The organism is Streptomyces sp. NEAU-sy36, assembly GCF_013423905.1.
Taxonomy (GTDB): domain Bacteria; phylum Actinomycetota; class Actinomycetes; order Streptomycetales; family Streptomycetaceae; genus Streptomyces; species Streptomyces misionensis.
Window position 1 is genome coordinate 6,251,394 of record NZ_CP058977.1, and the last position, 24,749, is coordinate 6,276,142.

At 72.6% G+C, this 24,749-nt stretch carries 20 protein-coding genes; 12 read left to right on the forward strand and 8 right to left on the reverse strand.

Annotation, left to right across the window (positions count from 1 at the left end; all coding sequences use genetic code 11):
* Positions 1 to 22 precede the first annotated feature (22 nt).
* Genes HZZ00_RS27330 through HZZ00_RS27345 form a run of 4 tightly spaced genes read right to left on the reverse strand, consistent with a single transcriptional unit; the run spans position 23 to position 8,682 of the window.
* Positions 23 to 1,021, reverse strand: a complete 999-nt coding sequence (locus tag HZZ00_RS27330; RefSeq protein ID WP_070025441.1) for an LLM class flavin-dependent oxidoreductase — start codon at positions 1,019 to 1,021, stop codon at positions 23 to 25.
* Between the two features lie 37 nt (positions 1,022 to 1,058).
* On the reverse strand, positions 1,059 to 2,660 hold the full coding sequence (locus tag HZZ00_RS27335; protein ID WP_180328939.1) for a long-chain-fatty-acid--CoA ligase: 1,602 nt from the start codon (positions 2,658 to 2,660) through the stop codon (positions 1,059 to 1,061).
* A 23-nt stretch (positions 2,661 to 2,683) separates the two neighbouring features.
* Positions 2,684 to 8,371: a type I polyketide synthase gene (locus HZZ00_RS27340; protein WP_180328940.1), complete on the reverse strand. Its 5,688-nt coding sequence runs from the start codon at positions 8,369 to 8,371 to the stop codon at positions 2,684 to 2,686.
* Positions 8,372 to 8,382: 11 nt separating this feature from the next.
* Complete coding sequence (locus HZZ00_RS27345) at positions 8,383 to 8,682, reverse strand: acyl carrier protein (protein WP_180328941.1); 300 nt, start codon at positions 8,680 to 8,682, stop codon at positions 8,383 to 8,385.
* Positions 8,683 to 8,834: 152 nt separating this feature from the next.
* Between HZZ00_RS27345 and HZZ00_RS27350 the strand changes: the two genes are divergently transcribed.
* The 12 genes from HZZ00_RS27350 to serS all read left to right on the forward strand — a co-directional run bounded on the left by HZZ00_RS27350 (position 8,835) and on the right by serS (position 20,876).
* Complete coding sequence (locus HZZ00_RS27350) at positions 8,835 to 10,466, forward strand: aldehyde dehydrogenase (RefSeq protein ID WP_180328942.1); 1,632 nt, start codon at positions 8,835 to 8,837, stop codon at positions 10,464 to 10,466.
* Positions 10,467 to 10,493: 27 nt separating this feature from the next.
* Positions 10,494 to 11,636: an acyl-CoA dehydrogenase family protein gene (locus HZZ00_RS27355; RefSeq protein WP_180328943.1), complete on the forward strand. Its 1,143-nt coding sequence runs from the start codon at positions 10,494 to 10,496 to the stop codon at positions 11,634 to 11,636.
* 45 nt (positions 11,637 to 11,681) lie between these two features.
* Entirely contained in the window at positions 11,682 to 12,977 is a 1,296-nt protein-coding gene (locus HZZ00_RS27360; protein WP_070025435.1) for an aspartate aminotransferase family protein, read from the forward strand.
* A gap of 2 nt (positions 12,978 to 12,979) precedes the next feature.
* The gene (locus tag HZZ00_RS27365) at positions 12,980 to 13,462 is read left to right on the forward strand and encodes a type II toxin-antitoxin system RatA family toxin (protein ID WP_180328944.1); all 483 of its coding nucleotides are present in this window, start codon (positions 12,980 to 12,982) and stop codon (positions 13,460 to 13,462) included.
* A 20-nt stretch (positions 13,463 to 13,482) separates the two neighbouring features.
* Complete coding sequence (locus HZZ00_RS27370) at positions 13,483 to 14,016, forward strand: hypothetical protein (protein WP_070025433.1); 534 nt, start codon at positions 13,483 to 13,485, stop codon at positions 14,014 to 14,016.
* Positions 14,013 to 14,561: a flavin reductase family protein gene (locus tag HZZ00_RS27375; RefSeq protein WP_070025432.1), complete on the forward strand. Its 549-nt coding sequence runs from the start codon at positions 14,013 to 14,015 to the stop codon at positions 14,559 to 14,561. The genes HZZ00_RS27370 and HZZ00_RS27375 overlap by 4 nt, the downstream gene beginning before the upstream one ends.
* A complete protein-coding gene (locus tag HZZ00_RS27380) occupies positions 14,558 to 15,538 on the forward strand; it encodes a VlmB-like protein (RefSeq protein ID WP_180328945.1) in 981 nt (326 codons plus the stop codon). Before HZZ00_RS27375 ends, HZZ00_RS27380 begins: the two co-directional genes overlap by 4 nt.
* On the forward strand, positions 15,535 to 16,542 hold the full coding sequence (locus tag HZZ00_RS27385; protein WP_180328946.1) for a beta-ketoacyl-ACP synthase III: 1,008 nt from the start codon (positions 15,535 to 15,537) through the stop codon (positions 16,540 to 16,542). Before HZZ00_RS27380 ends, HZZ00_RS27385 begins: the two co-directional genes overlap by 4 nt.
* Before the next feature lie 35 nt (positions 16,543 to 16,577).
* The gene (locus HZZ00_RS27390) at positions 16,578 to 16,808 is read left to right on the forward strand and encodes a phosphopantetheine-binding protein (RefSeq protein ID WP_031089523.1); all 231 of its coding nucleotides are present in this window, start codon (positions 16,578 to 16,580) and stop codon (positions 16,806 to 16,808) included.
* Positions 16,808 to 18,028: a beta-ketoacyl synthase gene (locus HZZ00_RS27395; RefSeq protein WP_180328947.1), complete on the forward strand. Its 1,221-nt coding sequence runs from the start codon at positions 16,808 to 16,810 to the stop codon at positions 18,026 to 18,028. Before HZZ00_RS27390 ends, HZZ00_RS27395 begins: the two co-directional genes overlap by 1 nt.
* A 105-nt stretch (positions 18,029 to 18,133) precedes the next feature.
* On the forward strand, positions 18,134 to 19,615 hold the full coding sequence (locus HZZ00_RS27400; protein ID WP_180328948.1) for an APC family permease: 1,482 nt from the start codon (positions 18,134 to 18,136) through the stop codon (positions 19,613 to 19,615).
* A complete protein-coding gene (serS, locus tag HZZ00_RS27405; protein ID WP_180328949.1) occupies positions 19,599 to 20,876 on the forward strand; it encodes a serine--tRNA ligase in 1,278 nt (425 codons plus the stop codon). Before HZZ00_RS27400 ends, serS begins: the two co-directional genes overlap by 17 nt.
* A 56-nt stretch (positions 20,877 to 20,932) precedes the next feature.
* Here the strand turns inward: serS and fabI are convergent, their stop codons facing one another.
* The 4 genes from fabI to HZZ00_RS27425 all read right to left on the reverse strand — a co-directional run bounded on the left by fabI (position 20,933) and on the right by HZZ00_RS27425 (position 24,664).
* Complete coding sequence (fabI, locus tag HZZ00_RS27410) at positions 20,933 to 21,700, reverse strand: enoyl-ACP reductase FabI (protein WP_070025426.1); 768 nt, start codon at positions 21,698 to 21,700, stop codon at positions 20,933 to 20,935.
* The gene (gene fdxA, locus HZZ00_RS27415) at positions 21,697 to 22,023 is read right to left on the reverse strand and encodes a ferredoxin (RefSeq protein ID WP_070025425.1); all 327 of its coding nucleotides are present in this window, start codon (positions 22,021 to 22,023) and stop codon (positions 21,697 to 21,699) included. The genes fabI and fdxA overlap by 4 nt, the downstream gene beginning before the upstream one ends.
* A 28-nt stretch (positions 22,024 to 22,051) precedes the next feature.
* On the reverse strand, positions 22,052 to 23,419 hold the full coding sequence (locus HZZ00_RS27420) for an MFS transporter (protein WP_180328950.1): 1,368 nt from the start codon (positions 23,417 to 23,419) through the stop codon (positions 22,052 to 22,054).
* Positions 23,420 to 23,563: 144 nt separating this feature from the next.
* Positions 23,564 to 24,664 (reverse strand): acyl-CoA desaturase, encoded by a 1,101-nt coding sequence (locus HZZ00_RS27425; RefSeq protein ID WP_180328951.1) that lies wholly within the window; start codon positions 24,662 to 24,664, stop codon positions 23,564 to 23,566.
* Positions 24,665 to 24,749: the final 85 nt, after the last annotated feature.

The window sequence follows — 24,749 nt, forward strand, 5'->3', positions numbered from 1 at the left end:
CCGATGGTGCCGATGGCGGTGGTCACGACTGCGTACTCCCAACGGTGGTGGCGGGGCCGAGGGCGCGTACCGCGGGCAGCAGCACCTCGGCGATCTCCTTCAACTGGGGCTCCGGGTCGAGCGATCCGATGCGGATCACCAGGTGCCGGGCGCCGGCGCGGACGTAGCCGGCGAGCCACTCGGCGCACTTCTCGGCGCTGCCCCAGGCGTAGGCCTGGATGGTGCGCATCTGCTCCAGGGAGCGGCCGTAGTAGTGGCTGATGTAGTGCTCCAGCTCGGCCTCGGCCGCGGCCTCGTCGCGGTTGACGGTGACCGTGGCGTACAGCGCGGGGGTCACCGTCCGGCCCGCCTCGGCGGCGAGTTCGCCGAGGCGGCGGCGGGCGCGGTCGTAGGCGTCGACGTCGGGCAGGAAGGGCAGCCAGCCGTCGTAGCGGGTGGCCGCGCGGGCGAGCACCTTGGGGGTGTCGCTGCCGGCCAGCCACAGCGGCGGGCCGCCGGGGACGGCCGGCGAGGGCAGCCGGTCCAGGTGCTCGGCCTGCCAGAACTTCCCGTCGAACTCGGTGGGTTCGCCGTCCTCGCCGGAGCGCCAGGCGGTGCGCCACAGCGCGGTGATCTCGTCCAGGCGGCCGACGCGGCCCTGGAAGGAGGCGCCGACGGAGTTGAACTCCTCCTCGGTCTCGGCCATCGGGAAGCCCGAACCGAGGCCCAGCACCAGCCGGCCGGCCGCGACGTGGCTGAGGCTCGCGATCATGTTGGCGCCGATGAGCGGATGGCGCAGGGCGGGGGTGAGGGCCGCGGTGCCGACGGTGATCCGCCGGGTCGCCGCGGCGGCGGCCGACAGCACGACCAGGGGGTCGAGGCGAGGGCGGGCGGTGAGGGAGTCGCCGGCCCACAGGGAGTCGAAGCCGAGGGTCTCCGCCTGCCGGGCGAAGTCCAGCAGCGGGGCGGCGGCGTAGGTGCCGTTGATGGCTTGCTCACGGGTGGGCAGCAGGATGCCGATCCGCAGGGGCTCGGTGCTCATGGGCGGGTCACTCTCCACGGGGGCGTGAGGAACGTGGTCATACGGCACTCCCCAGCGGGTCCCTCGCCGGCGCCGCCAGCCCCTCGCGGACCGCGCGGCGCAGGATCTTGCCGGAGGGGTTGCGCGGCAGGGAGTCGGCGAAGTGGTAGGTGCCGGGGATCTTGTAGTCGGCGATGCGGCCGCGCAGCGACAGCAGGAGTTCGCGGGGGGTGGCCTTGGCGCCCGGCCGCAGCACCACCACGGCGTGCACGCTCTCGCCCCAGCGCTCGTCGGGCAGCCCGACCACGGCCGCGTCGGCGACCGCGGGGTGCGCGGCGAGGGCCTTCTCGACCTCGGCCGGGTAGATGTTCTGCCCGGCGACGATGATCGTGTCGTTGATGCGGTCGCACAGGTGCAGGTAGCCGTCCTCGTCGAGGTAGCCGGCGTCGCCCATGTGCAGCCACTCCCCCACCAGGGTGCGGGCGGTGGCCTCGGGCAGGTTCCAGTAGCCGAGCATCCGGGACGGGGCGCGCACGCACACCTGGCCGATGGCGCCGGGCGGCAGGCTCTCGCCGTCGGGGCCGACCACCTTGATCTCGTTGCCGGGGCAGGGCAGCCCCACCGAGGTGAGCTTGGTGCTGCCGGGGTGGTGCGCCTCGGGCGGCAGACAGACCGCGACGCTGCCGGTCTCGGTGCTCGCGTAGATCTGCGCGAACTCGCAGCGGTAGGTCTCCAGGCACTGCTTGAGCAGGGTCTCGGACATGGGCGCCGCGCCGTAGGCGATCTTGCGCAGGGAGGTGAACGCCTCGGGTCCGGCCTCGCGTTCGGCCGCCATCGCCTGGAGCATCGCGGGCGCGGCGAAGGTGGTGGTGACGCCGTGCTCGCGGATGAGGCGGACGGCCTCCTGCGGGTCGAACTGCGGCATGATCACGCTGGTGCCGCCGGCGTTGAAGGTGTGCAGGAACCAGCCGATGCCGGCGACGCCGAAGCCCGGCAGGGAGATCAGGGCGACATCCTCGGGCAGCCAGTCGATCCAGTCCACGCCCCGCTCGCGGCTGGCGTGCGGCAGGGTGAAGAAGCTGCGGTGGGCGAGGATCGCGCCCTTGGGCAGGCCCGTGGTGCCGCTGGTGTAGATCTGGATGACGGCGTCGTCGGGGCCGGTGCAGGGCGAGAGGTCGGTCTCGGGCTGGTCGGCGGCCCAGGCCAGCAGCCCGGCGCCGCGCGCGGGTTCGCCGTCGGCGTCGGTGCCGTCGACGCGGATCACCCGGCGCAGTCCGCGCAGCTGGTGGCGGACGGTGGCGACGGTGTCCCAGAACTCGTCGTCCACGAAGATCAGCGTCGCGCCGGAGTCGCGCAGGATGTGGTCGACCTCGCCCGGGGTGAGCCGCCAGTTGACCGGCACCAGCACGGCGCCCGCCTTGGCGCAGGCGATCATCACGAGGTAGTAGTTCGCCGACTCGCGGCCCAGGTAGGCGACCCGGTCGCCGCGCCGGACCCCGCTGGTGTGCAGGGCGTGCGCGGCGCGGTTGCTGTCGCGGTGCAGCTTGTCGTAGGTGGTGATGCGGCCCTCGCAGACGATCGCCGGGTGCTCGGGGCGGGTGCCGGCGTGGGCGCGGGCGGAGTGGTGGAGCGTCCAGCGCTCCCTCGGTATGTCGGTCATGGTGTGCCGTCCCTGTCTGACTGTCATGCCGCCGGCGCGGGGGCGAGCTGCCCGTCGACGAAGTGCGCGAGCGCGCGCACCGTGGGGTGGTCGTGGGTGAGGGAGGCCGGCAGGGGCAGCCGGAACGCCTGCTCCAGCGCGGCCTTGACCTGCTGGGCCATCAGGGAGTCCAGGCCCAGCGAGACGAACTCGCTGTTCACGTCCAGTTCGTCGCCGTCCTCCAGGTGCAGGACGGCGCCGACCTTCTCGCTCACCACGGCCGTGACCTTGGCGAGCCGTTCGGCCTCGGGCAGCGCGGTGAGGGCGGCGAGGTCCAGTCCGCTGCCGTCGTCGCCCGCGCCGTGGCGGGCGAGCCGGTCGAAGAACAGGTCGCCGGTGACGCTGCCCGAGACGTAGCGGTCCCAGTCGAACTCGCCCACGATCCGCTGGGTGCGGGGCCGGTCCCAGAGCCGGGCGAGGGTGTCCAGGGCGCGGGTCGGGGAGAAGAAGCGGACGCCGCTGCGTTCGATCTCCTGGCTGAGGTGGTCCTCCAGCCGGGCGGACATGCCGACCCGGGCCCAGGCGCCCCAGTTGACCGAGAGGCCCGGCACCCCGCGCCGGCCCCGCCACTCGGCGAGCGCGTCGAGACCGGCGCTGGCCGCGGCGTAGTGGCCCTGGGTGGCGCCGCCGAGGACGGAGGCGATGGAGGAGTAGGTGACGAAGAACTCCAGCTCGGGGAAGGAGGTCTCGGCCGCCTCGTGCAGCAGCCAGCCGCCGTACGCCTTCGCCGCGAGCTGGGCGTCGATCGACTCCCAGGTCAGCTCGGAGATCAGCTTCTTGTCGTAGGAACCGGCGGCGTGCACGATCCCGCCGAGCGGGTACGGTCCCGCCGCCAGGTGCCGGACGAGGCGCCGCACGTCCTCCGGCCGGGAGACGTCGGCGCGTACGACGTCGATCTCGGCGTCGGCCGCCAGGTCGCCGAGCAGCGAGGCGGCCTCCTCGGTGGCCTTGCCGCTGCGGCTGACCAGGGTGAGGTGGCGGGCGCCGAGCGCGGCCAGCTTGCGGGCGGTGACCAGACCGAGGCCGCCGAGACCGCCGGTGACCAGGTAGGTGCGGTCGGCGCGCAGTGCGCCGGGGCCCTCGTCAGCCGGTTCGGGCCGCTCCCGGAGGTCCTCGGGCAGGGTCACCCAGGCAGGACCGGTCGGGTCGGACAGGGCGGTGCGCAGGGCCTCGCCGGTCTCGTCCAGCCGGAAGCGGACCGCGGTGTCGTCGTCACCGGGGGCGGGGACCACGGCGACCGCGGGCACGGTGAGCGTGGCGCGGAAGGTGCCGTCGTGCCGGACCAGGACCTCGTCGCCGGGCGCGAAGCCGGTGCCGTCGGCGGCGGCGAGCACCGTACCGCGGGCCAACTGGCCGAGCAGCGGCGGCGGTTCCTCCTCCCCGCTCTCCTCGGCGCGTTCGGCGCGCCCGGTGTCCAGGGCGGTGCGGGCGTCCTCGGCGGTCAGGCCGACGGCGCTCACCCGGACCTGGACCTCGTCGGCGCCCGGGGCCCGCTCGGCGACCGGGGCGAGCACCAGGTCGGACAGGTCACCGGAGTCGGGGGCGCGCAGTTCGAAGCCCCCGGTCCAGGTGAGGCTGGCGTCACCGGCGAGCAGCCGGCGCACGTAGCGGCGGCCGGGCCGGTACGCGACCTGGTACTCGCCGGCCGGTTCGGCGCGCCATTCCTCGGCCAGCGGGGCGAGGCCGCTGCCCGGGGCGAGGTCCACCAGGGTGGCCCGGTACTGCGGGTACTCGGTGAGCAGCACCCGGCCGAAGCCCCACAGGGTGGCGGCGCCGAGGTGGCCGCCGTCGCCGGCCGGGTCGCCGGGCAGCCACTGGGCGCCCTCGGTGACCAGCCACAACCGGGGCGGCCGGTTCGCGGTCTCCAGCGCGCCGACCAGCGCGAGGAGTTCGCGGTAGTTGTCCTCGCACTCGGCGCGCAGCCGGTCCGCGGACATCGGCTCGGGGCGGCCGTGCCACACCCGGCAGACGTCGGTGACGGTGGGGTCCTCCAGGGCCGCCTTGAGGTCGGTGAGATCGGGCAGCCAGGTGACCTTGAGCCCGGGTTCGGCGGCCAGTTCGGCGGCGCGCGCGGCCGACGGGTCGAGGAGGACCACGTGCCGGGCGGCGGCGCCGCCGCGGGCCGGCAGGGCGCGGCGCACCCATTCGGGGCGGTGCAGGAACTGCCGGCGCCCCTCGCGGCCCTCGGGGCGGGCCATGCGCACCCCGAGGAGTTCGGCGACCGGGTCGCCGTTCTCCAGCAGCAGCACGTCGGCCAGCCGCCGGTCCTGGTCGCCGCGGACCCGGGCGAGCACCCGCAGCTGCTCGCCGCGCGGCTTGCGGAAGTGCCGTACGGAGGCGATCTCGCGGGGCACGAACACCGGGCCCTCGGGGTCGAGGACGACCAGCGCGTGGCCGGCGGCCTCCAGCAGTTCGGCCGGGACGTGCTCGACGGCGGTGGCGTCGCGGCCGGACAGCTCGCCGGTGACCAGTCCGTCGCCGTGCCGGGCGGCGCGCAGCAGCAGCCGCATGCGGGGGCCCTGGGGCCGGCCGACGGAGGCGAGGTCGGTGTAGATGTCCTCGTCGTCGATGTGCTGGGCGGCCGGGGCGAGGGTCGCGTCCAGCTCGGCCAGCTCGGAGACCGGCACGAGGGGTTCGGGCTCGGCGGCGACCGTGGCGGTGGCGTGCAGGTTCTCCTCGCCGCCGACCACCGTGTAGACCTCCACCTCGGCGCCGCCGCCGGGGCGGGGCCGCCAGCGGGTGGTGAGGGCGGTGACCGTCTCGGCGGGCAGCTCCAGCGGGGCCAGCAGCCGCAGATCGCGCACCGCGTTGCGGGCGTGGCCCTGGACCGCGTCCTGCACGGCGAGCAGCAGGTCGACGTAGGCGCCGGCGGGCAGCACGGTGCGGTCGTCGGCGGCGAGGTCGGCGAGCGCGCCCAGCTCCTCGGCGGTGAACTCGGCGGTGAACTCCCGCACCCCGCTGGCGAACCGCTCCTCGGTGCCCAGCAGCGGGTGGCGGGCGGTGCCGCTCGCGGCGGTGCGGCGCGGGGTGACGGAGGGCAGCCAGTAGCGCTTGCGCTGGAAGGCGTAGGTGGGCAGGTCCACGCGGGCGGGCGCCGGGTGCCCGGCGTGGTAGCCGTCCCAGGCGACGGTGAGCCCGGCCGCGTAGTACTCGGCGAGGGCGGTGAGCGTCGTCGCGGTGGTGGTGTCGCGGCGGCGCAGGCTGGCCAGCCAGACGTGGTCCTCGACGGTGACCGAGCGCCGGGCGAGCGCGGTGAGCCCGGCCTGCGGGCCGACCTCGATCAGGGCGTGCCGGCCGCGCTTGGCGACGGCCCGGATGCCGTCGAGGAAGCGCACGGGCTCGCCGATGTGCCGCACCCAGTAGTCGGCGTTGCCGATCTCGCGGAAGCGGGCCAGCCGGCCGGTGACGTTGGAGATCAGGCTGATCTTCGGCTCGTGGAAGGCGATGCCGTCGAGGGCGGCGCGGAAGTCGTCGTAGACCTCGGCCATCAGCGGGGAGTGGAAGGCGTGGGAGACCTTGAGGCGTTCGACGCGCACGCCCCGCTCGGCGAGGACGGCGGTGACCTCGTCCAGGGCCGCGCTGCCGCCGGAGACGACCGTCTGGTCGGGGGCGTTGACGCCGGCCACGGCCAGGTCGTCGTGGCCCTCCAGGAGCGGGGCGACGTCCTCCAGCGGCGCGCTGACGGCGGCCATGCCGCCCTCGGCGGTGACGGCCTGCATCAGCCGGGCGCGGGCGGCGACCAGCCGGACCGCGTCGGGGAGGCTGAACAGCCCGGCCACCGCGGCGGCGGCCACCTCGCCGATGCTGTGCCCGATGAGCACGTTGGGCCGGGCGCCCCACGCCATCCACTGCTGGGCGAGGGCGTACTCCAGGGTGAACAGGGCGGGCTGGGTGTACTCGGTGCGGTCGATGGCCTCGGGGTCGGCGGCGGTGCCGAGCAGCAGCTCGCGCACGGAGCGGCCGAGGTGCTCGGCGAACAGCTCGTCACAGGCGTCGACCTGGGCGCGGAAGACGGGGAAGGCCGCGTAGAGGGCGGCGCCCATGCCGGCGTACTGGGAGCCCTGGCCGGTGAACATGAAGGCGGTCTTGCGGATGCCGGTCGGGCCCTCGTGCTCCTGCTCGGCGGCCTTGTCGAGCAGTTTGGCGAGCGCGGCGCGGTCGGCGACGGGAGCGGCGATCCGGTAGGGGTGGTGGGCGCGGGTGGTGTTGGCGCTGTGGCAGAGCGCGGCGACCGGCACCTCGGGCCGTTCGTCCAGCAACGCGCGGTACTGCGCGGCGAGTTCGCGCAGCGCGCCGGCGTTCTTCGCGGAGAGGGTGAACACGGGTGCGGCGCCCTCTTCGGGGGTGTCCCGCGGCGCGCGTTCGGGGGCCTGTTCCAGCACCACCGCGCCGATGGTCCCGGCGAACCCGAAGCTGTTGACGACGCCGCGCCGGACCTCGGCCTCCCAGGGCTCGCACTCGGTGGGCACCCGCAGCGGGTACAGGTCCCAGGGGATGCGCCCGGAGGGGGTGTTGAGGTTGATGTGCGGGTAGATGGTGCCCGAACGCAGCTGGAGCACCGTCTTGATGACGCCGACGATGCCGGAGGCGGGCTCCATGTGGCCGAGGTTGGTCTTCACCGAACCGACCACCACCGGGCGGTCCTTGGTGTGCGAGTCCACGAAGACGTCGCCGATGGCGCCGAACTCGATGGGGTCGCCGAGCGGGGTGCCGGTGCCGTGCGCCTCGACGTACTGGATGTCCTCGGGCGCGAGGTGGGCGGCGGCCAGCGCGCTGCGGATGACCTTCTCCTGGGCGGGCCCGTTGGGCACGGTGAGGCCGGCGCTGTCGCCGTCCTGGCCGACGGCGGTGCCGCGCACCAGGGCGAGGACGCGGTCGCCGTCGCGCTCGGCGTCGGAGAGCCGCTTGAGGACGACGATGCCGCAGCCCTCGGCGCGGGCGTACCCGTCGGCGGCCTCGTCGAAGGTCTTGCACTGGCCGTCCGGGGACAGCATCTGGGCGTTGGAGAACATCACCGGGATGCGCGGGTGGTGCAGGGCGTTGACGCCGCCGCACAGCGCGATGTCGGTCTCGCCGCCGCGCAGCGCCTGCACGGCCAGGTGCAGGGCGACCAGCGAGGAGGAGCAGGCCGTGTCGACGCTCATGCTCGGGCCGCGCCAGCCCAGGAAGTAGGAGAGCCGGCCGGACAGCGGGAACATGGTGATGCCGGAGGCCAGGTGGCCGTCCAGTTCCTCGTAGGGCAGCGAGTCCAGCTCCAGCGCGTAGTCGATGGAGCTGGCGCCGATGTACACCCCGCCGTTGCCGCGGCGCAGCGGCGCGGGGTCGATGCCCGCGTGCTCCAGGGCCTGCCAGGCGGTCTCCAGGAGGAGCCGCTGCTGCGGGTCCATGTAACGGGCTTCCTTGGGCGAGATGTTGAAGAAGCCCGCGTCGAACAGGTCGATGCGGTCGAGGAATCCGCCGGCCGAGGCGCGGATCTTGCCCTTGTCGTCGGGTCCCTCGGGGGTGAAGGCCTCGACGTCCCAGCGGTCGGTCGGGATCGGTCGGATCCCGCTGCGGCCCTCGCGCAAGAACGCGTCGAACTCGTCGGGCGAGCCGCTGCCGCCGGGGAACCGCAGACCGATTCCGACGATCGCGACCGGCTCGGGCGCCTGCTCTGATTCCGTACGCGGCATGGAGCGACTCCTCAAGCTTCCTGGATGGCCTGGGTCAGGTGGTCCACGAGATGGGCGATGGTCGGCTCGTTGAAGAGCACGCTGACGTTGATCGACAGGTCCAGGAGCTGTTCCAGGCTCTGGCGGATCTCGGTCAGGCGCAGCGAGGTGAGCCCGAGATCGAAGTAGCTGACGTCGAGGGGGAGGTCCTCGGACTCGTCCATGAGGAGGACGGCCCTGAATTTCTCCAGGACGATTGTCTCGATTTCCTCGCTCAGTTCACTGCGCGGCAGCTCGCGCAGCCGCTGGTTGATGCTGTCGACGGGTGACATGCGCCTCATGCAATCAGCGCCGGCTGACGCCCCACTGACAGCTCCCGCGGGGCCGGTTGGCTGGATCAGTCGGGTGTCAGCGCCGGGTCAGATTCCGCTGTCAGGCTCGCATTGCTTCAAGAAATCCACACGCCATATCCGAAAGGCTGAAGATGCTTCGCGAAGCCGCGCAGGAGGAGAGTGCTGAGGCACCTTCCGGATTGAAGAGTTACGACCTCTACATCGCGGGCAAGGACGTCGCCGGGGACGGCTGGGTGTACACCGTCAGCGGGCGTTCGCTGCTGGAAGACGTGTTCACCAGCGTGAGCCTGAAGCGCTCCCTCGAACAGGACCCGGAGTCCGAGGCGGCCCAGCACCCCTACGTCGTCGGACGCTGTGCGATCGCGGACGACGCCGCCATCGACCTGGCCACCCAGGCCGCCGCCGCGGCCGCCCCCGACTGGGCGGCGGTGCCGATGGAGCGGCGGATGCGGCTCGGCACCCGGTTCCGCGAGGAACTGATCAAGCACGAGGACGAGTTCCTGCGGATGCTCGTCGCCGAGTCCCACCCGGTCAAGCTCGCCCGCTGGGAGCTGAGCTGCCTGCTCCAGATCTACGCGCCGGGCTCCCTGCGCTGGTACGCCAAGCAGATGCGGGTGGAGAAGGAGTACAACGGCCGCCGGCTGATCCTGCACCGCCAGCCGGACGGCGTGGTCGCCTTCAACCCGCCGCAGAACGCCCCGCTGCCGAGCGCCGCGCTGTGCGTGCTGGCGCTGATGGCCGGCAACTCGGTGGTCGTGCGCGCCCCGCGCAGCATCGCGCTGTCCACCATGTGGCTGCTGCGGGACATCGTCGCCCCGCTGCTGGAGGAGATCGACGCCCCGGCGGGCGTCCTCAACGCGGTCTGCTCCAACCCGAAGCAGACCATGGACCGCTGGATCGCGGACCCGCTGATCAACGACATCTTCTACATCGGCGGCAGCCAGGAGGGCCTGCGCTTCGAGCAGAGCTGCGTGGCCCACGGCAAGAAGCCGATCCTCGAACTGGCCGGCAACGACGGCATCGTTGTCTGGAAGGACGCCGACGTGAAGTGGGCGGCCGAGGCCATCACGGAGGCGTTCTACGGCTCCGGGCAGATCTGCATGGTGCCCAACTACGTGCTGGTGCACCCCGACGTCGCCGAGCAGCTGATCGCCGAGGTGAAGGAGCAGGTCAAGGGCATCAAGCCGGGCCTGCCCGAGGAGGAGGACGTGCTGCTGTCGCCGGTGCGGCGCAGCGAGCGCTTCTTCCGGCTGCTGCGCCAGGCGCTGGACAACGGTGCCGAGCTGGTCACCGGCGGCAATCGCACGGAGGTGGACGGCACGGTCTCGGAGACCGGGGTGTTCCTCCAGCCGACGGTGGTACGGGTGGACGGCCTGGACCGGGCGCGGACGTACGACGTGGTCCGCGAGGAGACCTTCTTCCCGCTGATCCCGATCGTGGTCGCCGAGCGGGACAACGACGACGCCCTGCTCGAATCGTTCCTCCAGTTCGTCAACAGCAACGACTACGGGCTGCGCAACTCCCTGTGGTCGCGCTCCGACCACGTGATCGAGACCTTCGTGCGCCGCACGGTCAACGGCGGTCTGCTGAAGGTCAACGACTCGCACATCGGCTTCCTGCCCTATCTGCCGAGCCACGGCGGCACCGGCCGCACCGGCGGCGCGTTCGGCGAGGCCAACTACCCCATGCTCAAGACCTCCCACGTCCAGGGCGTGAGCATCGCCCGCGACGTGAGCCCGTACGACGCGGTCTTCGGCGCCTGATCCCACCCAGTCCTCGGAGGTTTTCCCGTGCGTTCCCTCGATGTCGCCCGGACCGTGTGCGAGCGGTTCCACCCCGGACTGCTCAAGGAACTGGAGCAAATCCCCTACGACGAGCGCGAGAAGGCCGGCAGTCCGGTGATCGACCTGTTCCGCATCCACGGCGGAGTGGGTCTGCTGATACCCGAGGCCTACGGCGGCCACGGCGCGGCCCCGCTGGAGGCGCTGCGCGTGCAGCTGGCCCTCGGCGCCCTGTCGCCCTCGCTGGTCGCGGCCGTCTCCATGCACCACTTCACCGCCGCCATGCTGTACTCGCTCGCGGTCAAGTCGGGCCGGCTCACGCCCGCGCAGACCAAGCTGCTGCACCAGATCGTGCCCGACCAGCAGGTGCTGGCCTCCGGCTGGTCCGAGGGCCGTACCGCGCAGAACATCCTCAAGCCGGCCGTCACCGCGCGCCCGGTCGAGGGCGGGTTCCTGCTGTCCGGTTCCAAGAAGCCGTGCAGCCTGTCCCGTTCGATGAGCCTGCTGACCGCGTCCACCGCGATCCACGGCGAGGACGGCGGCGAGCCCGAGCTGGCGCTGGCGCTGGTCCCGGCGAACGCGCCGGGCCTGAGCGTGCACGAGTTCTGGGGCAACGACCTGCTGGCCGGCGCCGAGAGCGACGAGGTCCGCCTGGAGGACGTGTTCGTGCCCGCCGAGATGGTGGTGCGGGCCGGCGCGGACGACCCCACCCGCCTGGACGACCTCCAGTCCGCCGGGTTCGTCTGGTTCGAGATGCTGATCTCCGCCGGGTACGCGGGCGCCGCCGCCGCGCTGGTGGAGCAGGTGCTGGAGCGCAAGCGCGGCGGGGCGGCGGAGCGGGCCGCGCTCGCCGTCGACATGGAGGCGGCCCTCGCCCTCCTGGAGGGCGTGGCCCGCGGCACCGGTCCCGAGCCGGGTGACGAGGAGTCGGTGGCGCGGGTGCTGGTCGCCCGGTACGCCGTGCAGAACGCGCTGCCGGACATCGTGGGCCGGGCGCTGGAGCTGCTGGGCGGGCTGGAGTTCATCACGAACTCCGCACCCGGGCAGGCCGCCGCGGCGACGCGTGCGCTGGCCTTCCACCCGCCGTCCCGGATCGCCGCGTCCGAGCCGCTGCTGACGTACTTCGACGGGGGTCCGCTGGTCCTCGCCTGAGCAGCGTCCGGTCCCGGCCTTGAACACCGATCTTTGGAGAGACACGTGACCGTCATCCAGGACTCCCCGGCGGCGAACGCCGTCGACGACGAGGCGGAGATCCTCAACCTGTACCGGGCCCACCTCAGCAAGGGGCGGGCCACCCTCGCCGAGCTGTTCGGCAGTCACATGGAGGTGGCGTCCGAGGGCGCCTGGCTCACCACCAGTGACGGCGAGCGGTTCCTGAACGCGGGCGGCTACGGCGTGTTCATCATGGGCGCGCGCCACCCGATCGTCATGGAGGAGGTGGAGCGCCAGCTGCGCACCCACCCCACCGCGACCCGCATCCTGCTGGAGCCGACCGTGGCCCGCGCCGCCGAGGCGCTGGTCTCCGTGCTGCCGGCCGGTCTCGACCGGGTGCACTTCGCGCTGTCCGGCGCCGAGGCGGTGGAGACCGGCCTGAAGCTGGCCCGCGCGGGCGGCTTCAAGCGCACCATCTCGATGCGCGGCGGCTACCACGGCAAGACGCTGGGCGCCCTTTCGGCCACCGCAAAGGACGTCTACCAGGCGCCGTTCCGCCCGCTCGTGCCCGACTTCCAGCACCTGCCGTTCGGCGACGCCGACGCGCTGGAGGCCGAGCTGAAGGCCCACCCCGGCGAGGTCTGCGTGATCCTGGAGCCGGTCCAGGGCGAGGGCGGGGTCATCATCCCGCCCAAGGGCTACCTCAAGCGGGTCGAGGAACTGGTCCGCGAGTACGAGGGCTTCCTCATCCTGGACGAGGTGCAGTCCGGGTTCGGGCGGCTCGGCGAGTGGTGGGGCGCCGACGTCGAGGGCGTCGTGCCGGACGTGCTGCTGGCCGGCAAGGCGCTCGGCGGCGGTGTGATGCCGGTGTCCGCGGCCGTCGCCACCCGCAAGGCGTTCCGCCCCTTCGACAAGGACCCCTACGTCCACACCGCCACCTTCTCCGGACAGCCGGTGCTGATGGCCGCGGTGCAGGGCGCGGTGCGGGCCGTCAAGGAGGAGCGCCTGGTCACCCGGGCCATGGACCTCGGCGCCCGGCTGCTGCCGCGGATCGCCGAGGTGGCCCACCGCAACATCCCCGAGCTGGTGGTGGACGTCCGCGGGCAGGGGCTGCTCATCGGCGTGGAGCTGGTCGAGGCGGGCCTCGCCGGCGAGCTGCTGATCGAGCTGTTCAACCACGGCGTGGTCGCCAACCACTCCATGAACGGCAGCTCGGTGGTGCGGTTCACCCCGCCCGCCGTGCTGAGCGACACCGACGTCGACTTCCTCGTCAACTCCTTCGACCTGGCCACCCGTGACCTCATCAAGGGCGCGGCCACAATGCCGGAAGGCGGTAACTGATCGTGCGGCACGTCGAACTCGAAGCCCATATACCCGCGGAGCAGGCCGAGGAGGTCCTGCACGCCGTACGGCGCTGGGAGAAGTACCCGGACCTGGCGCCGCACGTGAACGCCACCACCGTGCACGCCTCCTACCCCGACCCCAAGGCCTCCTCCAGCTGGGAGCTGCACTTCCGCAGCGGACTGCTGCGCTGGACCGAGGACGACACGGTGCTGCCCGAGGCGGGCGAGATCCGCTTCGAGCAGTCCGACGGCGACTTCGACTCCTTCACCGGTGTCTGGTCGGTCCGGCAGGACGGACCGGACGTCACCGTCCGTTTCGACGCCGACTTCGACTTCGGCATCCCGAGCCTGGAGGGCATCCTCGACCCGATCGCCGAGCGGGTCATCAAGGAGACGGTCGCCTGGGCGCTGACCGGCCTGTACCCGTCGGTGCGCGTCCAGGGCGGCATCGAACTGAACACGCCGGCCACGGTCGGCGCGTAACACGGCCGAAGGAGCTGACCATGGACCAGGCGAACCCCTTCGAGACCCCACGCACCTACTCGCTGCACCGCGCCGAGTACCTGGTGGGCCTCGCCGTCACCACGGGCATGATCGTCTACCACTTCGGCGACATCCGCTGGCTGCCGGCGCTCGGACTGTTCCTCTACATCGACCTGATCGGCTACATCCCCGGCGCCATCGCCTTCCGCAAGAGCGGCGGACGGCCGATCCACAAGGCGTACTACGTCCTGTACAACGTCATGCACAGCCTCATCACGCAGGGCGTCGTCGCCGCGCTGTGGTGCTGGCTGGTCAAGCCGGAGTGGGCGCTGCTGGTGCTGCCGTTCCACCTCTTCGGTGACCGCGGCCTGTTCGGCAACTTCATGAAGTCCTTCGCGCTGCCCTTCGAGCCGGTGCGCCAGGCGGGCTACCTGAACCTCCTGGACGACCTGGGCCTGCCCCACCCCAAGCCGGTCGGGCACGAGATGGACCCGGCGCCGGTCGGCCACGTCCCCGCGCGTCCCGTCGTACGCGAGACGGAGGCCGTGCGATGACCACCGCCGCGACCCCGGTGCGCCGGGCGGTGCGTCAGGACCCGGCCGAACGCCGGCGGGCCCTGTACCACCTGGCCTCCCCGGTGTCCGTGCTGACCACGGGCCCCGAGGAACGGATGCACGGCACCACCGCGAGCACCGTCACCCTGGTGTCGCGCTCGCCCCTGCTGGTCGGGGTGGTGCTGCGGGCGGGCTCGTCCTTCGCCCGGCTCGCCGCCCGCGAGGGCCGGTTCGCGATCAATGTGCTCGGCGGCGAACAGGCCGACGTGGCACGGCGGTTCGCGGACAGCTCGCGGCCCGACGGCAGCGCGGCCTTCGCCGGCCTCGCCTGGACCACCGACCGGTACGCCCAGGCCCCGCTGATCGCGGGCGCGCTCGCCCACTACGTCTGCCGGTTCCACTCCGCGCACGCCGCGGGCGACAGCGAGCTGCTGCTCGGCCATGTCGTCCGGGCCACCGCGGACGAGGGCCTGCCGCTGTTCAGCTACACCGGCGGGCTGTACGCCGGTTCCCTGCGTCCGGCGAAGGAGACCGCCGCATCATGACCGCACCCGTTGCCCCCGAGGCGGACTGGGAGAAGGCACCCGGTCTGCTGGACGGCGCGAAGGAGCTCACCCTCGGCCCCGAGGAGTGCGACCTCGCGTACTGGATCACCTCCGTCGCCCAGGGCACCCTGCGCGACCGGGGCGCCACCGGCCACCACGAGAGCGCCGTCACCCCCGCCTTCCTGAAGGCGCCGGGCCCGCTGCGCGAGGCCCTGGTGCTGGAGTTCGGCTTCCGGGCGCTCGCGGAGGAGCTGGCCACCCGGCTGCTCGGCCACTACGTGACCATCGCACCCGGCATCCCGGAGATGGAGTTCTACGCCACCCAGCTGCTGGACGAGGCCCGGCACGCCCGCGTCTTCCGCCAGCACCTGGTGGACCTGGGCATCCCGCAGACCACCCTGCTGAAGGACATCGAGGAGATGGCCCGGGACTACCGCAAGCGGGTCCTGGACCCGGTGGTGGACTTCACCCTGGACATCGTGCGCGACAAGGCCGACTTCCCCGGCGGCGTCGCGGTGTTCGCCATCATCATCGAGGGCGTCCTCGCCCCGGCCGCCGAACTCAGCGAGCGCAAGTGGACCCCGCTGTCCCCGGCGACCGGCGAGATCTCCCGGGGCACCGCCATCGACGAGATCCGCCACCTCACCGTTGCCAGCACCATCCTGCGCGACCACGTGATCAACCACCCGGAGTACACCCCGCGGCTGCTGGAGATCCTGCGCTCGGGCGTGAAGCTGTGGGACGAGATCCCGGACCGGGAGTTCGTCATCCACCGCGAGGAGCTGTTCCAGGAAGGCATGTTCGCGCACGCCGACCTGATCGGCGACTACGAGGTGTGGCCCGGTGTCCGGCTCCTCGACACCACCGCCGAGCAGCGCTACGACATGGCCGAGCGGTGGACCGACGAGATGGCCGAGGTCCGCATGAAGTACATGGGCCTGCCCGTCGAGGTCCTCTCCTCGGAGGCGGGCGCATGAGCACCGGGCGGGCCGCCGTCGTCACCGGGATCGGATCGTACGTCCCGCCCAACCTCGTCACCAACGACGACCTGTCGCAGCGCCTGGACACCTCCGACGCCTGGATCCGCAGCCGCACCGGCATCGCCGGACGGTACGTGATCACACCCGGCACCTCCACCGGCGACCTCGCGGTGGAGGCGGGCCTGAGGGCGCTGAAGTCGGCGGGCGACGAGCAGGTGGGGGCGGTGGTGCTGGCCACCACCACCCCGGACCAGCCGTGCCCGGCGACCGCTCCGCAGGTGGCCGCGCGGCTGGGGCTCGGACAGGTGCCCGCCTTCGACGTGGCGGCCGTCTGCTCCGGGTTCCTGTACGGCCTCGCGTCCGCCGCCGGGCTGATCGCGGCCCAGGTCGCCGACAGCGTGCTGCTGATCGCCGCCGACGCCTTCACCACGATCATCAACCCGGAGGACCGCACCACCGCGGTGATCTTCGCGGACGGCGCGGGCGCGGTGGTGCTGCGGGCCGGCTCGCCGGACGAGCCCGGCGCGATCGGGCCGCTGGTGCTCGGCAGCGACGGCGAGCTGAGCCATCTGATCGAGGTCCCGGCGGGCGGCTCCCGGCAGCGCTCGTCGGGCCGCCCGGCCGCCCCGGAGGACCACTACTTCCAGATGCTCGGCCGGGACACCTACCGGCACGCGGTGGAGCACATGACCAGCACGTCCACCGAGGCCGCCGAACGGGCCGGCTGGCGTCTGGACGACGTCGACCGGTTCGTGGCCCACCAGGCCAACGCCCGGATCCTGGAGGCCGTCTCGGACCGGCTGGGCATTCCGGCGGAGCGGCGCCTCAGCAACATCGAGCGGGTCGGCAACACCGGGGCCGCGTCGATTCCGCTGCTGCTCGCCGAGGCCACCGCCGAGGGCCGGCTCGCCGCCGGACACCGGGTGCTGCTCACCGCCTTCGGCGGCGGGCTGTCCTGGGGCGCGGCCACCGTCGTCTGGCCGGAGCTGCAAACAATCTGACCGATCGTCAGCAAAGCCCTTCGAAAGGAACCGACATGCTGGAGCAGCTCAAGGAAATCCTGTCCAACAAGCTCAAGGTGTCGCCCGAGGCCATCACCCCCGACGCCACCCGGGAGGACATCGAGCTGGATTCGCTGGCCGTGGTGGAGCTGTCGCTGCTGCTGAAGTCCGAGCTGGACCTGGACGTCAGCGACGACGACCTCCTGGAGGCCGAGACCGTGGCCGACATGGTCCGGCTCATGGAGGAGCGGAGCGCGAAGGTCTGATGGCCGGGATGGACATCGCCGTCACCGGGCTCGGTCTGGTCACCCCCGGCGGGATCGGGGTCGGGCCGAGCTGGGCGGCGGTCTGCGACGGCAGGCCGGCCGCGGCCCTCGATCCGGTGCTGGCCGACAACCCCGTACGGATCTCCTGCCGGGTGCCCGGCTTCGACCCCGAGGCCCTGCTCAGCGCGCGGCGGGCCCACCGCCTCGACAGGTTCGTGCAGTTCGCGCTGGTCGCCGCGCACGAGGCGGTGGCCGACGCGGGCCTCGACCCGCAGACCTGGGACGGCGCGCGGGTGGGCGTGGTCCTCGGTTGCGCCGACGGCGGTCCGGGCACGGTCGAGGAACAGCACCACGTGCTGCGCGAGCAGGGCGCCGACCGAGTGTCGCCGCTGCTGCTGCCGATGCAGCTGCCGAACATGCTGGCCGGTCAGACGGCCATCGAGTTCGGGGCGACCGGACCCAATCTGGTGGTGGCCACCGCGTGCGCGTCCGGCGCGACGGCCATCGGCACCGCCCGGGACCTGCTGGCCCTCGGCCGCTGCGACATCGTGCTCGCGGGTGGCAGCGAGGCCATGATCACCCCCCTGGTCATGGCCGGGTTCGCCCAGATGGGCGCGCTGTCGAAGCGGCACGACGAACCGGACCGCGCGTCCCGCCCGTTCGATGTCGACCGGGACGGGTTCGTGGCCGGCGAGGGCGCCGGAATCCTGGTGATGGAGCGTGTCGCGGACGCGCGTGCCCGTGGTGCGCACGTCCACGGGCGGATCATCGGGTACGGCGCGACGGCCGACGCCCACCACATGACGTCGCCGCATCCCGACGGCGCCGGCATCGAGGCGGCGGTCCGCGCGGCGCTCGCCGACGCGGGGGCCGATCCGGACGACGTGCAGCACGTGAACGCGCACGGCACGTCGACCCCGCTCAACGATCTGTCCGAGGCCCGGATGATCCAGCGGACCCTGCGCGGGGACCCGGTGGTGACGTCCACGAAGGGGGTCACCGGGCACCTGCTCGGCGCGGCGGGAGCGGTGGAGGCCGCGTTCGCCGTGCTCAGCGTGGAGCACGAAGTCATCCCGCCCACGGCCAACCTGGTGATGCCGGACCCCCGGATGGAGATCAAGTTGGCCCAGTCCCTCATCGAGATGCCGGTCGACCTGGCGCTGAGCAATTCGCTGGGTTTCGGCGGGCAGAACACCGCGTTGGCCATCGCACCGGCGTAACGCGCCGCGCCCCCGCCAGGGGCGCACCAACAGCCGTCCGCTGAGCTGCTCCGCGGGCGGCTGTTGTCCGTACGTCCCCTTTTCTCCCCATGTCCTGGAGTCCCCATGTCCACCAGTGGCTCGCCGCCCGCCCCGGGGCGGCTCGGTACCGCGCACATCCTCTTTCTGATCGTCGCCGCGGCGGCGCCGTTGTCCGCCATGGTCGGCACGGTCCCGCTCGCGTTCGCCTTCGGCGACGGGGCCGGGGTGCCGGCCGCGTTCCTGTTCGCCGGGGTGACGCTGCTGTGCTTCTCGGCCGGGTACGCGGTCAGCGCGCGCCGCACAGGAGGGTCCGGCGGTTTCTACGCGTCCGTGGCCGACGGGCTCGGGCGGCCGCCCGCGGTCGCGGCCGGGTATCTGGCCCTGCTGTCCTACAACTGCGCGACCATCGGACTGGCCGGCGCGCTCGGCTACTTCACCCGGCTGGTGCTGGCCGCCCACGGCCTGTCCGTACCGTGGGAGTGGTGCGCGGCGGTCGGACTGCTGCTGACCGCGGTGCTCGGCTACCGCGAGATCGCGCTCAGCGCCCGGGTGCTGGCCCTGCTGATGCTGGGCGAGATCGGGGTGCTGGCGGCGCTGGACGTGGCGATCCTCGTCCGGCACGGGGCGCACGCGCTGCCCGCCGCCTCGTTCTCCCCGCACACGGCCATGGGCCCGGGCGTCGGCGTCTCGCTGATGTTCGCGTTCGTGTCCTTCATCGGCTTCGAGTCGGCGGCGCTGTACGGCAAGGAGGCCCGCGACCCGAACCGCAGCGTGCCCCGGGCCACGTACGCGGCCGCCGCGCTGATCGCCGGTTTCTACGCGTTGACCAGCTGGCTGGCGGTGGGCGCGATCGGCCAGGACCGGGTGCGGGAGGTCGCGGGCAAGCAGATGGGCGACCTGTTCTTCGGGCTCGGCGACGACTTCCTGGGCACCGCGGGCAGCACCATGCTCCAGGTCCTGCTGTGCACCAGCCTGTTCGCGGCGACGCTGGCCCTGCACAGCGCCGCCAACCGCTACGCCCAGGTGCTCGCGGCGGACGGGCTGCTGCCGCACCCGCTGGCCGCCGAGCACACCCGGCACCGCTCCCCGCACCGGGCGAGCGTCGCGCAGAGCGTGGTGACCGCGCTGGTGCTGGCCGGGTTCGCGCTCGCGGGCCTGGACCCGTACGCCGACCTGACCACCAGCATGCTGGGCCTCGGCACCCTGGGCATCGTCTCGTTGCAGGCGCTGGCCGCGCTGTCGGTGCTCGGGCTGCGGCTGCGCGCCGGGCGGGGGCACTGGTGGCGGGAGACCCTCGCCCCGCTGCTGGGCTTCGCCGGGCTCGCCGCCTCCGTCTGGCTGGTGGTCGGCAACTTCGACATGCTCACCGGCTCCCCCTCCGAGGTGATCGCCGCACTGCCCTGGCTGCTGCCGCTGGTGGCGCTCGGCGGCCTGGCGTACGCGCTGCGGCTGCGCACCGCGCACCCGCTGCGCTACCGGCTGCTCGGCACCCGGCACACCGCCGCCGGAACGCTCACCACCCCCTCCCCCGCCCCGTCAGGAGACCGCCATGCACGATCCCAATGAGCTGATCGACGCCGGCCAGGAGGCCGTCCGGCGCCTGGCCCGCCGCCGTTACGACCTCGACCTGGCGGCCGTCTCCGGCGCGGTCGGCGCCCGTTCGGCCGCCAACGCGGAGGTGACCCGGCTGCGCACGGAGCTGAACCGGACGGCGAAGGCCCGCCGTTCGGGCCCGCCCAGCGAGGCCGAGAAGGAGGCGGCCCGAACGCTGCGGGCCGAGGTGCAGCGGGCGGAGGCCGTCGCCCGGACGGCCGCGGGCGAGCTGACCGAGCTGCTGCTCGGAATACCCAACCTGCCGCTGGACGGCGTCCCGGACGGCGACTCGGAGAAGGAGGCCGTGGAGGTGCGGCGGGGCGGCCCCGCGCCGCGTCCGGCCGCCGGGGCCCGGCACCACGCGGAGATCGGCGAGGCCCTCGGCATCCTGGACGCGCCCGCCGCGGCGAAGCTGTCCGGCGCCCGGTTCAGCGTGGCGCACGGCGCCGGGGCCCGCCTGGAGCGCGCCCTCGCCGACTTCTTCCTCGATCTGCACACCCGGGAGCACGGCTACACCGAGCAGTCGGTGCCGTTCCTGGTCGGCCGGGACACCATGACCGGCACCGGCCAGCTGCCCAAGTTCGAGGAGGACCTGTTCCGCACCCAGGTGGGCGAGCGGGAGCTGTTCCTGATCCCGACCGCCGAGGTGCCGCTGACCAATCTGGTGGCCGGCGAGCTGCTGGACGCGCGGGCCCTGCCGTACGCGTTCACCGCCCGCACCCCCTGCTTCCGCGCGGAGGCGGGGGCGTACGGCCGCGACACCCGGGGGGTGCTGCGGCTGCACCAGTTCGAGAAGGTGGAGCTGGTGCGCGTCTGCGCCCCGGAACAGGCTCAGGAGCAGCTGGAGTTGATGGTCGGGCACGCGGAGGAGTGCCTGCGCAGGCTCGAACTGTCGTACCGCACGGTGCTGCTGCCCGCGGGCGACATGGGCTTCTCGGCGCGGATGACGTACGACATCGAGGTGTGGCTGCCGGGTGGTGACGCCTTCCGGGAGATCTCCTCGGTCTCCGACTGCGGCACCTTCCAGGCGCGCCGCGCGGACATCCGGGTCAAGCGGGCCGACGGCCGCAAGACGCCGGCCGCGACGCTCAACGGTTCGGCGCTGCCGATCGGGCGGACCGTGGCCGCGCTGCTGGAGCAGGGCGTGCAGGACGACGGTTCGGTGCTGCTGCCGCAGGCGCTGGTGCCGTACACCGGGTTCCGGCGGATCCTGCCGGGTGGCACGACCGAGTGAGGCATACGGGAAGGGGGCGAAAGCCGGTCCGGCTTCCGCCCCCTTCCCGTGTGCGCTCAGGCGCCGGTCATGTGCACTCCGCCGTCCACGTGGACGATCTCGCCCGTGGTGCGCGGGAAGAAGTCCGACAGCAGGGCGACGACCCCGCGGGCGGCCGGGTCGGGGTCGGTGAGGTCCCAGCCGGCCGGGGCCCGGTCGGTGGTCCAGACGTCGGCCAGCTCGCCGAAGCCGGGGATGGACTTGGCGGCCATCGAACGCAGCGGCCCGGCCGCGACGAGGTTGCAGCGGATGCCGAACCCGCCGAGGTCGCGGGCGAGATAGCGGCTGGTGGACTCCAGGGCGGCCTTGGCGACGCCCATCCAGTCGTAGTGCGGCCAGGCCACGGCCGCGTCGAAGGTGAGGCCGACGACCGAACCGCCGCGCTTCTTCAGCAGCGGCAGGCAGGCCGTGGTCAGGGACTTGAGGGAGTACGCCGAGACGTGCACGGCCGTCGACACGTCGTCCCAGGTGCCGTCGAGGAAGGAGAAGGCACCCTGGGGGCCGTAGGCGATGGAGTGCACCACGCCGTCGAGGGCGTCGGCGTGGACGCCGACCCGCTCGGCGAGGGTGTCCAGGTGGTCCTGGTCGGTGACGTCCAGTTCGAGCACGGGGGCGGGCTTGGGCAGCTTCTGCGCGAACCGCTCGATGAGCGAGAGCCGCCCGAAGCCGGTGAGGATCACCTCGGCGCCCTCCTCCTGCGCGATCCGCGCCGCGTGGAAGGCGATGGAGGAGTCCGTGACGACGCCGGTCACCAGGATCCGCTTGCCGGCGAGGATGCCGCTCATGCCGACACTCCCTTCGGCAGGCCGCTGACCAGTGGGGAGTCGTGGTCCTGGGGCCCGATGGCGCTGCCGCCGCCGGGCGAGCCGAGGGCGGCGAAGAAGTCGGCGTTGGAGGCGGCGTGGTCGTCGCCCCACTCCTCGGGCAGGTCGTCCTGGAAGTAGATGGCGTCGACCGGGCAGACCGGTTCGCAGGCGCCGCAGTCCACGCATTCCTCCGGGTGGATGTACAGGGCGCGGCGGCCCTCGTAGATGCAGTCCACGGGGCATTCGTCGACGCAGGAGCGGTCCTTGATGTCGACGCAGGGCAGTCCTATGACGTAGGCCATGCTCAACTCCTGTTTTCCAAAGGATTGTTCACTTCAGGGACACACCGGTGGTGCGCTCGCCGAGGGCCAGCACGGTGACGGCGAGGACGGCCATGGCGGCGGCGATGACGGCGAACAGGGCGCCCGGTCCGTGGGTGTCGAGGACCGGCAGCAGCACGAACGGCAGCGCTCCGGCGCTGAGTTTGGACAGCGAGTAGGCGGCGCCCGCGGCCGTGGCCCGGATACGGGTCGGGTACTGCTCGGCGAGGTAGACGTGGGAGACGCTGGAGAACACGTTGCTGAACAGCGTGTACGCGAACCCGCTGAGCACGATGAGTTCCGCGGAGCCCGCGTAGGCGAAGCCGAGGCCCGCGGCCACCATCGCGGCGGCGGACAAGGCCACCAGGGTGCGGCGCTCCATGCGGTCCACGACCGGCAGGGCGAGGGCGGAGCCGACCGGGTAGCCGAGGAAGGACAGCGCGGTGAAGCCGAGGCCCGCGACGACGCCGTAGCCCTTGGCGGCGACGATCTGCGGGGCGAGGGTGCCGAAGCCGTAGTAGCCGACCACGGACAGGATGCAGAACACCCACAGCACGAGGGTGCGGCGCAGCAGCCCGGGTTTGAAGACGTCGCGCAGCCGGGTGTGCGCGACGGGGGTCTCGGCCTGTGGGGCGGGTGGCGCCAGGGGCAGCCCGCGCCCGGCCGCCTCGGCCTCCAGGCGGGCCACCAGACGGTCGGCCTCCTCGGTGCGGCCGGCGGCGGCGAGCCAGCGCGGGGACTCGATCAGCTGGCGGCGCAGCACCCAGACGGCGGCCGAGCCGAGCGCGCCGAGCACGAACAGCCAGCGCCAGCCGGCCACCCCGAGCGGGGACAGCGGCACCAGCCACAGCGCGGCGAAGCCGACCGCGGGCACCCCGCAGAAGGCGAGGGTGTAGGCCCAGGCGATGAACCGGCCGCGCTTGTTCGCGGGCAGCACGTCGGCCAGGTAGCAGTCGGACAGGGCCTGCTCGGCGCCGATGCCGAGTCCGGCGAGGAACCGGGTGACGATCAGCCAGGCGGCGTTCGGGGAGAAGGCGCCGAGCAGTGAACAGGCCGAGTAGATGGCCAGGTTGACCAGGAAGGCCCGGCGCCGGCCGAATCGGTCGGCGATCCGGCCGAGCGTCAGGGAACCGATGAACTGGCCCACGAACGCGGAGGCCAGGACGAGTTTGAGCGAGGTCGTGCCGAAGCCGAAGTCGGTCTGGAGCACCTTGCCGATGGTGCCGGACAGGTTGTTCTCGAAGGTGTCGAAGAACAGGCCGACGCCGATGACCGCGGTGAGTCTGCGGTGCAGGGGAGTGATCGGCATGCGGTCCAGGCGGGCGCCGATCGGGGCGGGAGCGGTGAGACCGCCGGCCGCGGCGGTGGTCTGGGACATGGGGCGGGCTCCTAGGAAGCTGTTGTCGCAAGCTGTCGCTGTGCTTCTGGGGAGGGAACCGCCCGGGCCAACGGCGGGCCCGGGCGTGCGGCCCGGGGGCCGGGTGTGGGGGTGGGTGGGAGACGGACAACGGGGGAAGGGCGGTCAGGCCGCTTCCATGGCCTGGCGCCGGATCTGCTCCTCGACGTCACCGCGCCGCACCGGGACGCTGACCTCGTGGAGGTAGGAGGCGACCTCGCGGTACGAGGCCCAGAACCCGACCTCGTGGTACGGCACACCGCGTTCCGCGCAGTACTGCATGGTCAGTTCGCGGGCGCGGGGCAGGCTCTTCTGCGGCATGGCCGGGAACAGGTGGTGCTCCACCTGGTAGTTGAGCCCGCCGTAGAGGAAGTCGATCAGCAGGCTGGGCCGGATGTTGCGGGAGGTGAGGACCTGACGCTCCAGCCAGTCCAGGGTCTCCTCCTCGCCGTCGCGGATCTGCATGCCCTTGTGGTTCGGAGCGAAGATCATGCCGAAGTACACGCCCAGGGTGGCGTGCTGGACGATGATGAAGGCGACCGCGAGGGCCGGGGACAGGACGGTGAAGACGCAGGTGAGGTAGACGGCGGCGCGCAGCAGGATGAGGAAGGTCTCCAGCACGGGCCGCTTGGTCTTGCCGCCGGCGATGGACTTGACCGCGGTCTTCAGCATCTTGAAGCCCTCGAGCACCAGCAGCACGAAGAACAGCACGCTCTGGTAGCGCACGACGAGCTTCTGGGTGCCCTTGCGGGTCGGGTACTGCTTGATGTCGAAGATGACGGTGCGCCGGCCGATGTCCGGGTCCATGTCCAGGTGGTTGGGGTTGCTGTGGTGCCGGTTGTGGTGGTTGACCCACCAGCCGTAGCTGACCCCGTTGACCAGGTTGGCGTGGATGTAACCGACCGCGGAGGCGGCCTTCTTGCTGCGGAACATGGCCTTGTGGCCGGCGTCGTGCCACATGAACGCCGACTGGCCGCCGCACAGCCCCATCCACAGGGCGGTGAGCAGCTGCCACCAGGAGTTGCCCAGCTCGAAGAAGGCGATGAAGCCGACCAGCAGCAGGGCGGTGTTGAGGGCGAGCTTGCCCACGTAGTAGCGCGGGTCGAGGTCGAGGAGGCCCTCGGCCTTGACCCGTTTCAGCAGTTCGGCGAACGTGGCCGAGGCACCGGTGCGTTCGCCGCCCGGTGCGGCCGCGGCCACGGCTTCTTGTACGTGCGGACGCTGCATGCGTTGCTCTCCTTGGGAGAAAGTGCCCGATACGGGCGGCGGCGCCGCTGCCCCGCGGACCTGCGGACCTGCGGGCGCCGCGAGT

Excerpts from the sequence above, each read along its gene's own strand:
- HZZ00_RS27395 (WP_180328947.1), top strand. The coding sequence starts at position 16,808 with ATGGCCGGGATGGACATCGCCGTCACCGGGCTCGGTCTGGTCACCCCC.
- fdxA (WP_070025425.1), bottom strand. The coding sequence starts at position 22,023 with ATGGCCTACGTCATAGGACTGCCCTGCGTCGACATCAAGGACCGCTCC.
- HZZ00_RS27370 (WP_070025433.1), top strand. The coding sequence starts at position 13,483 with ATGGACCAGGCGAACCCCTTCGAGACCCCACGCACCTACTCGCTGCAC.
- HZZ00_RS27340 (WP_180328940.1), bottom strand. The coding sequence starts at position 8,371 with ATGCCGCGTACGGAATCAGAGCAGGCGCCCGAGCCGGTCGCGATCGTC.
- HZZ00_RS27330 (WP_070025441.1), bottom strand. The coding sequence starts at position 1,021 with ATGAGCACCGAGCCCCTGCGGATCGGCATCCTGCTGCCCACCCGTGAG.
- HZZ00_RS27335 (WP_180328939.1), bottom strand. The coding sequence starts at position 2,660 with ATGACCGACATACCGAGGGAGCGCTGGACGCTCCACCACTCCGCCCGC.
- HZZ00_RS27380 (WP_180328945.1), top strand. The coding sequence starts at position 14,558 with ATGACCGCACCCGTTGCCCCCGAGGCGGACTGGGAGAAGGCACCCGGT.
- HZZ00_RS27350 (WP_180328942.1), top strand. The coding sequence starts at position 8,835 with ATGCTTCGCGAAGCCGCGCAGGAGGAGAGTGCTGAGGCACCTTCCGGA.
- serS (WP_180328949.1), top strand. The coding sequence starts at position 19,599 with ATGCACGATCCCAATGAGCTGATCGACGCCGGCCAGGAGGCCGTCCGG.
- HZZ00_RS27375 (WP_070025432.1), top strand. The coding sequence starts at position 14,013 with ATGACCACCGCCGCGACCCCGGTGCGCCGGGCGGTGCGTCAGGACCCG.
- HZZ00_RS27400 (WP_180328948.1), top strand. The coding sequence starts at position 18,134 with ATGTCCACCAGTGGCTCGCCGCCCGCCCCGGGGCGGCTCGGTACCGCG.
- HZZ00_RS27385 (WP_180328946.1), top strand. The coding sequence starts at position 15,535 with ATGAGCACCGGGCGGGCCGCCGTCGTCACCGGGATCGGATCGTACGTC.
- HZZ00_RS27345 (WP_180328941.1), bottom strand. The coding sequence starts at position 8,682 with ATGTCACCCGTCGACAGCATCAACCAGCGGCTGCGCGAGCTGCCGCGC.
- HZZ00_RS27390 (WP_031089523.1), top strand. The coding sequence starts at position 16,578 with ATGCTGGAGCAGCTCAAGGAAATCCTGTCCAACAAGCTCAAGGTGTCG.
- HZZ00_RS27425 (WP_180328951.1), bottom strand. The coding sequence starts at position 24,664 with ATGCAGCGTCCGCACGTACAAGAAGCCGTGGCCGCGGCCGCACCGGGC.
- HZZ00_RS27420 (WP_180328950.1), bottom strand. The coding sequence starts at position 23,419 with ATGTCCCAGACCACCGCCGCGGCCGGCGGTCTCACCGCTCCCGCCCCG.
- fabI (WP_070025426.1), bottom strand. The coding sequence starts at position 21,700 with ATGAGCGGCATCCTCGCCGGCAAGCGGATCCTGGTGACCGGCGTCGTC.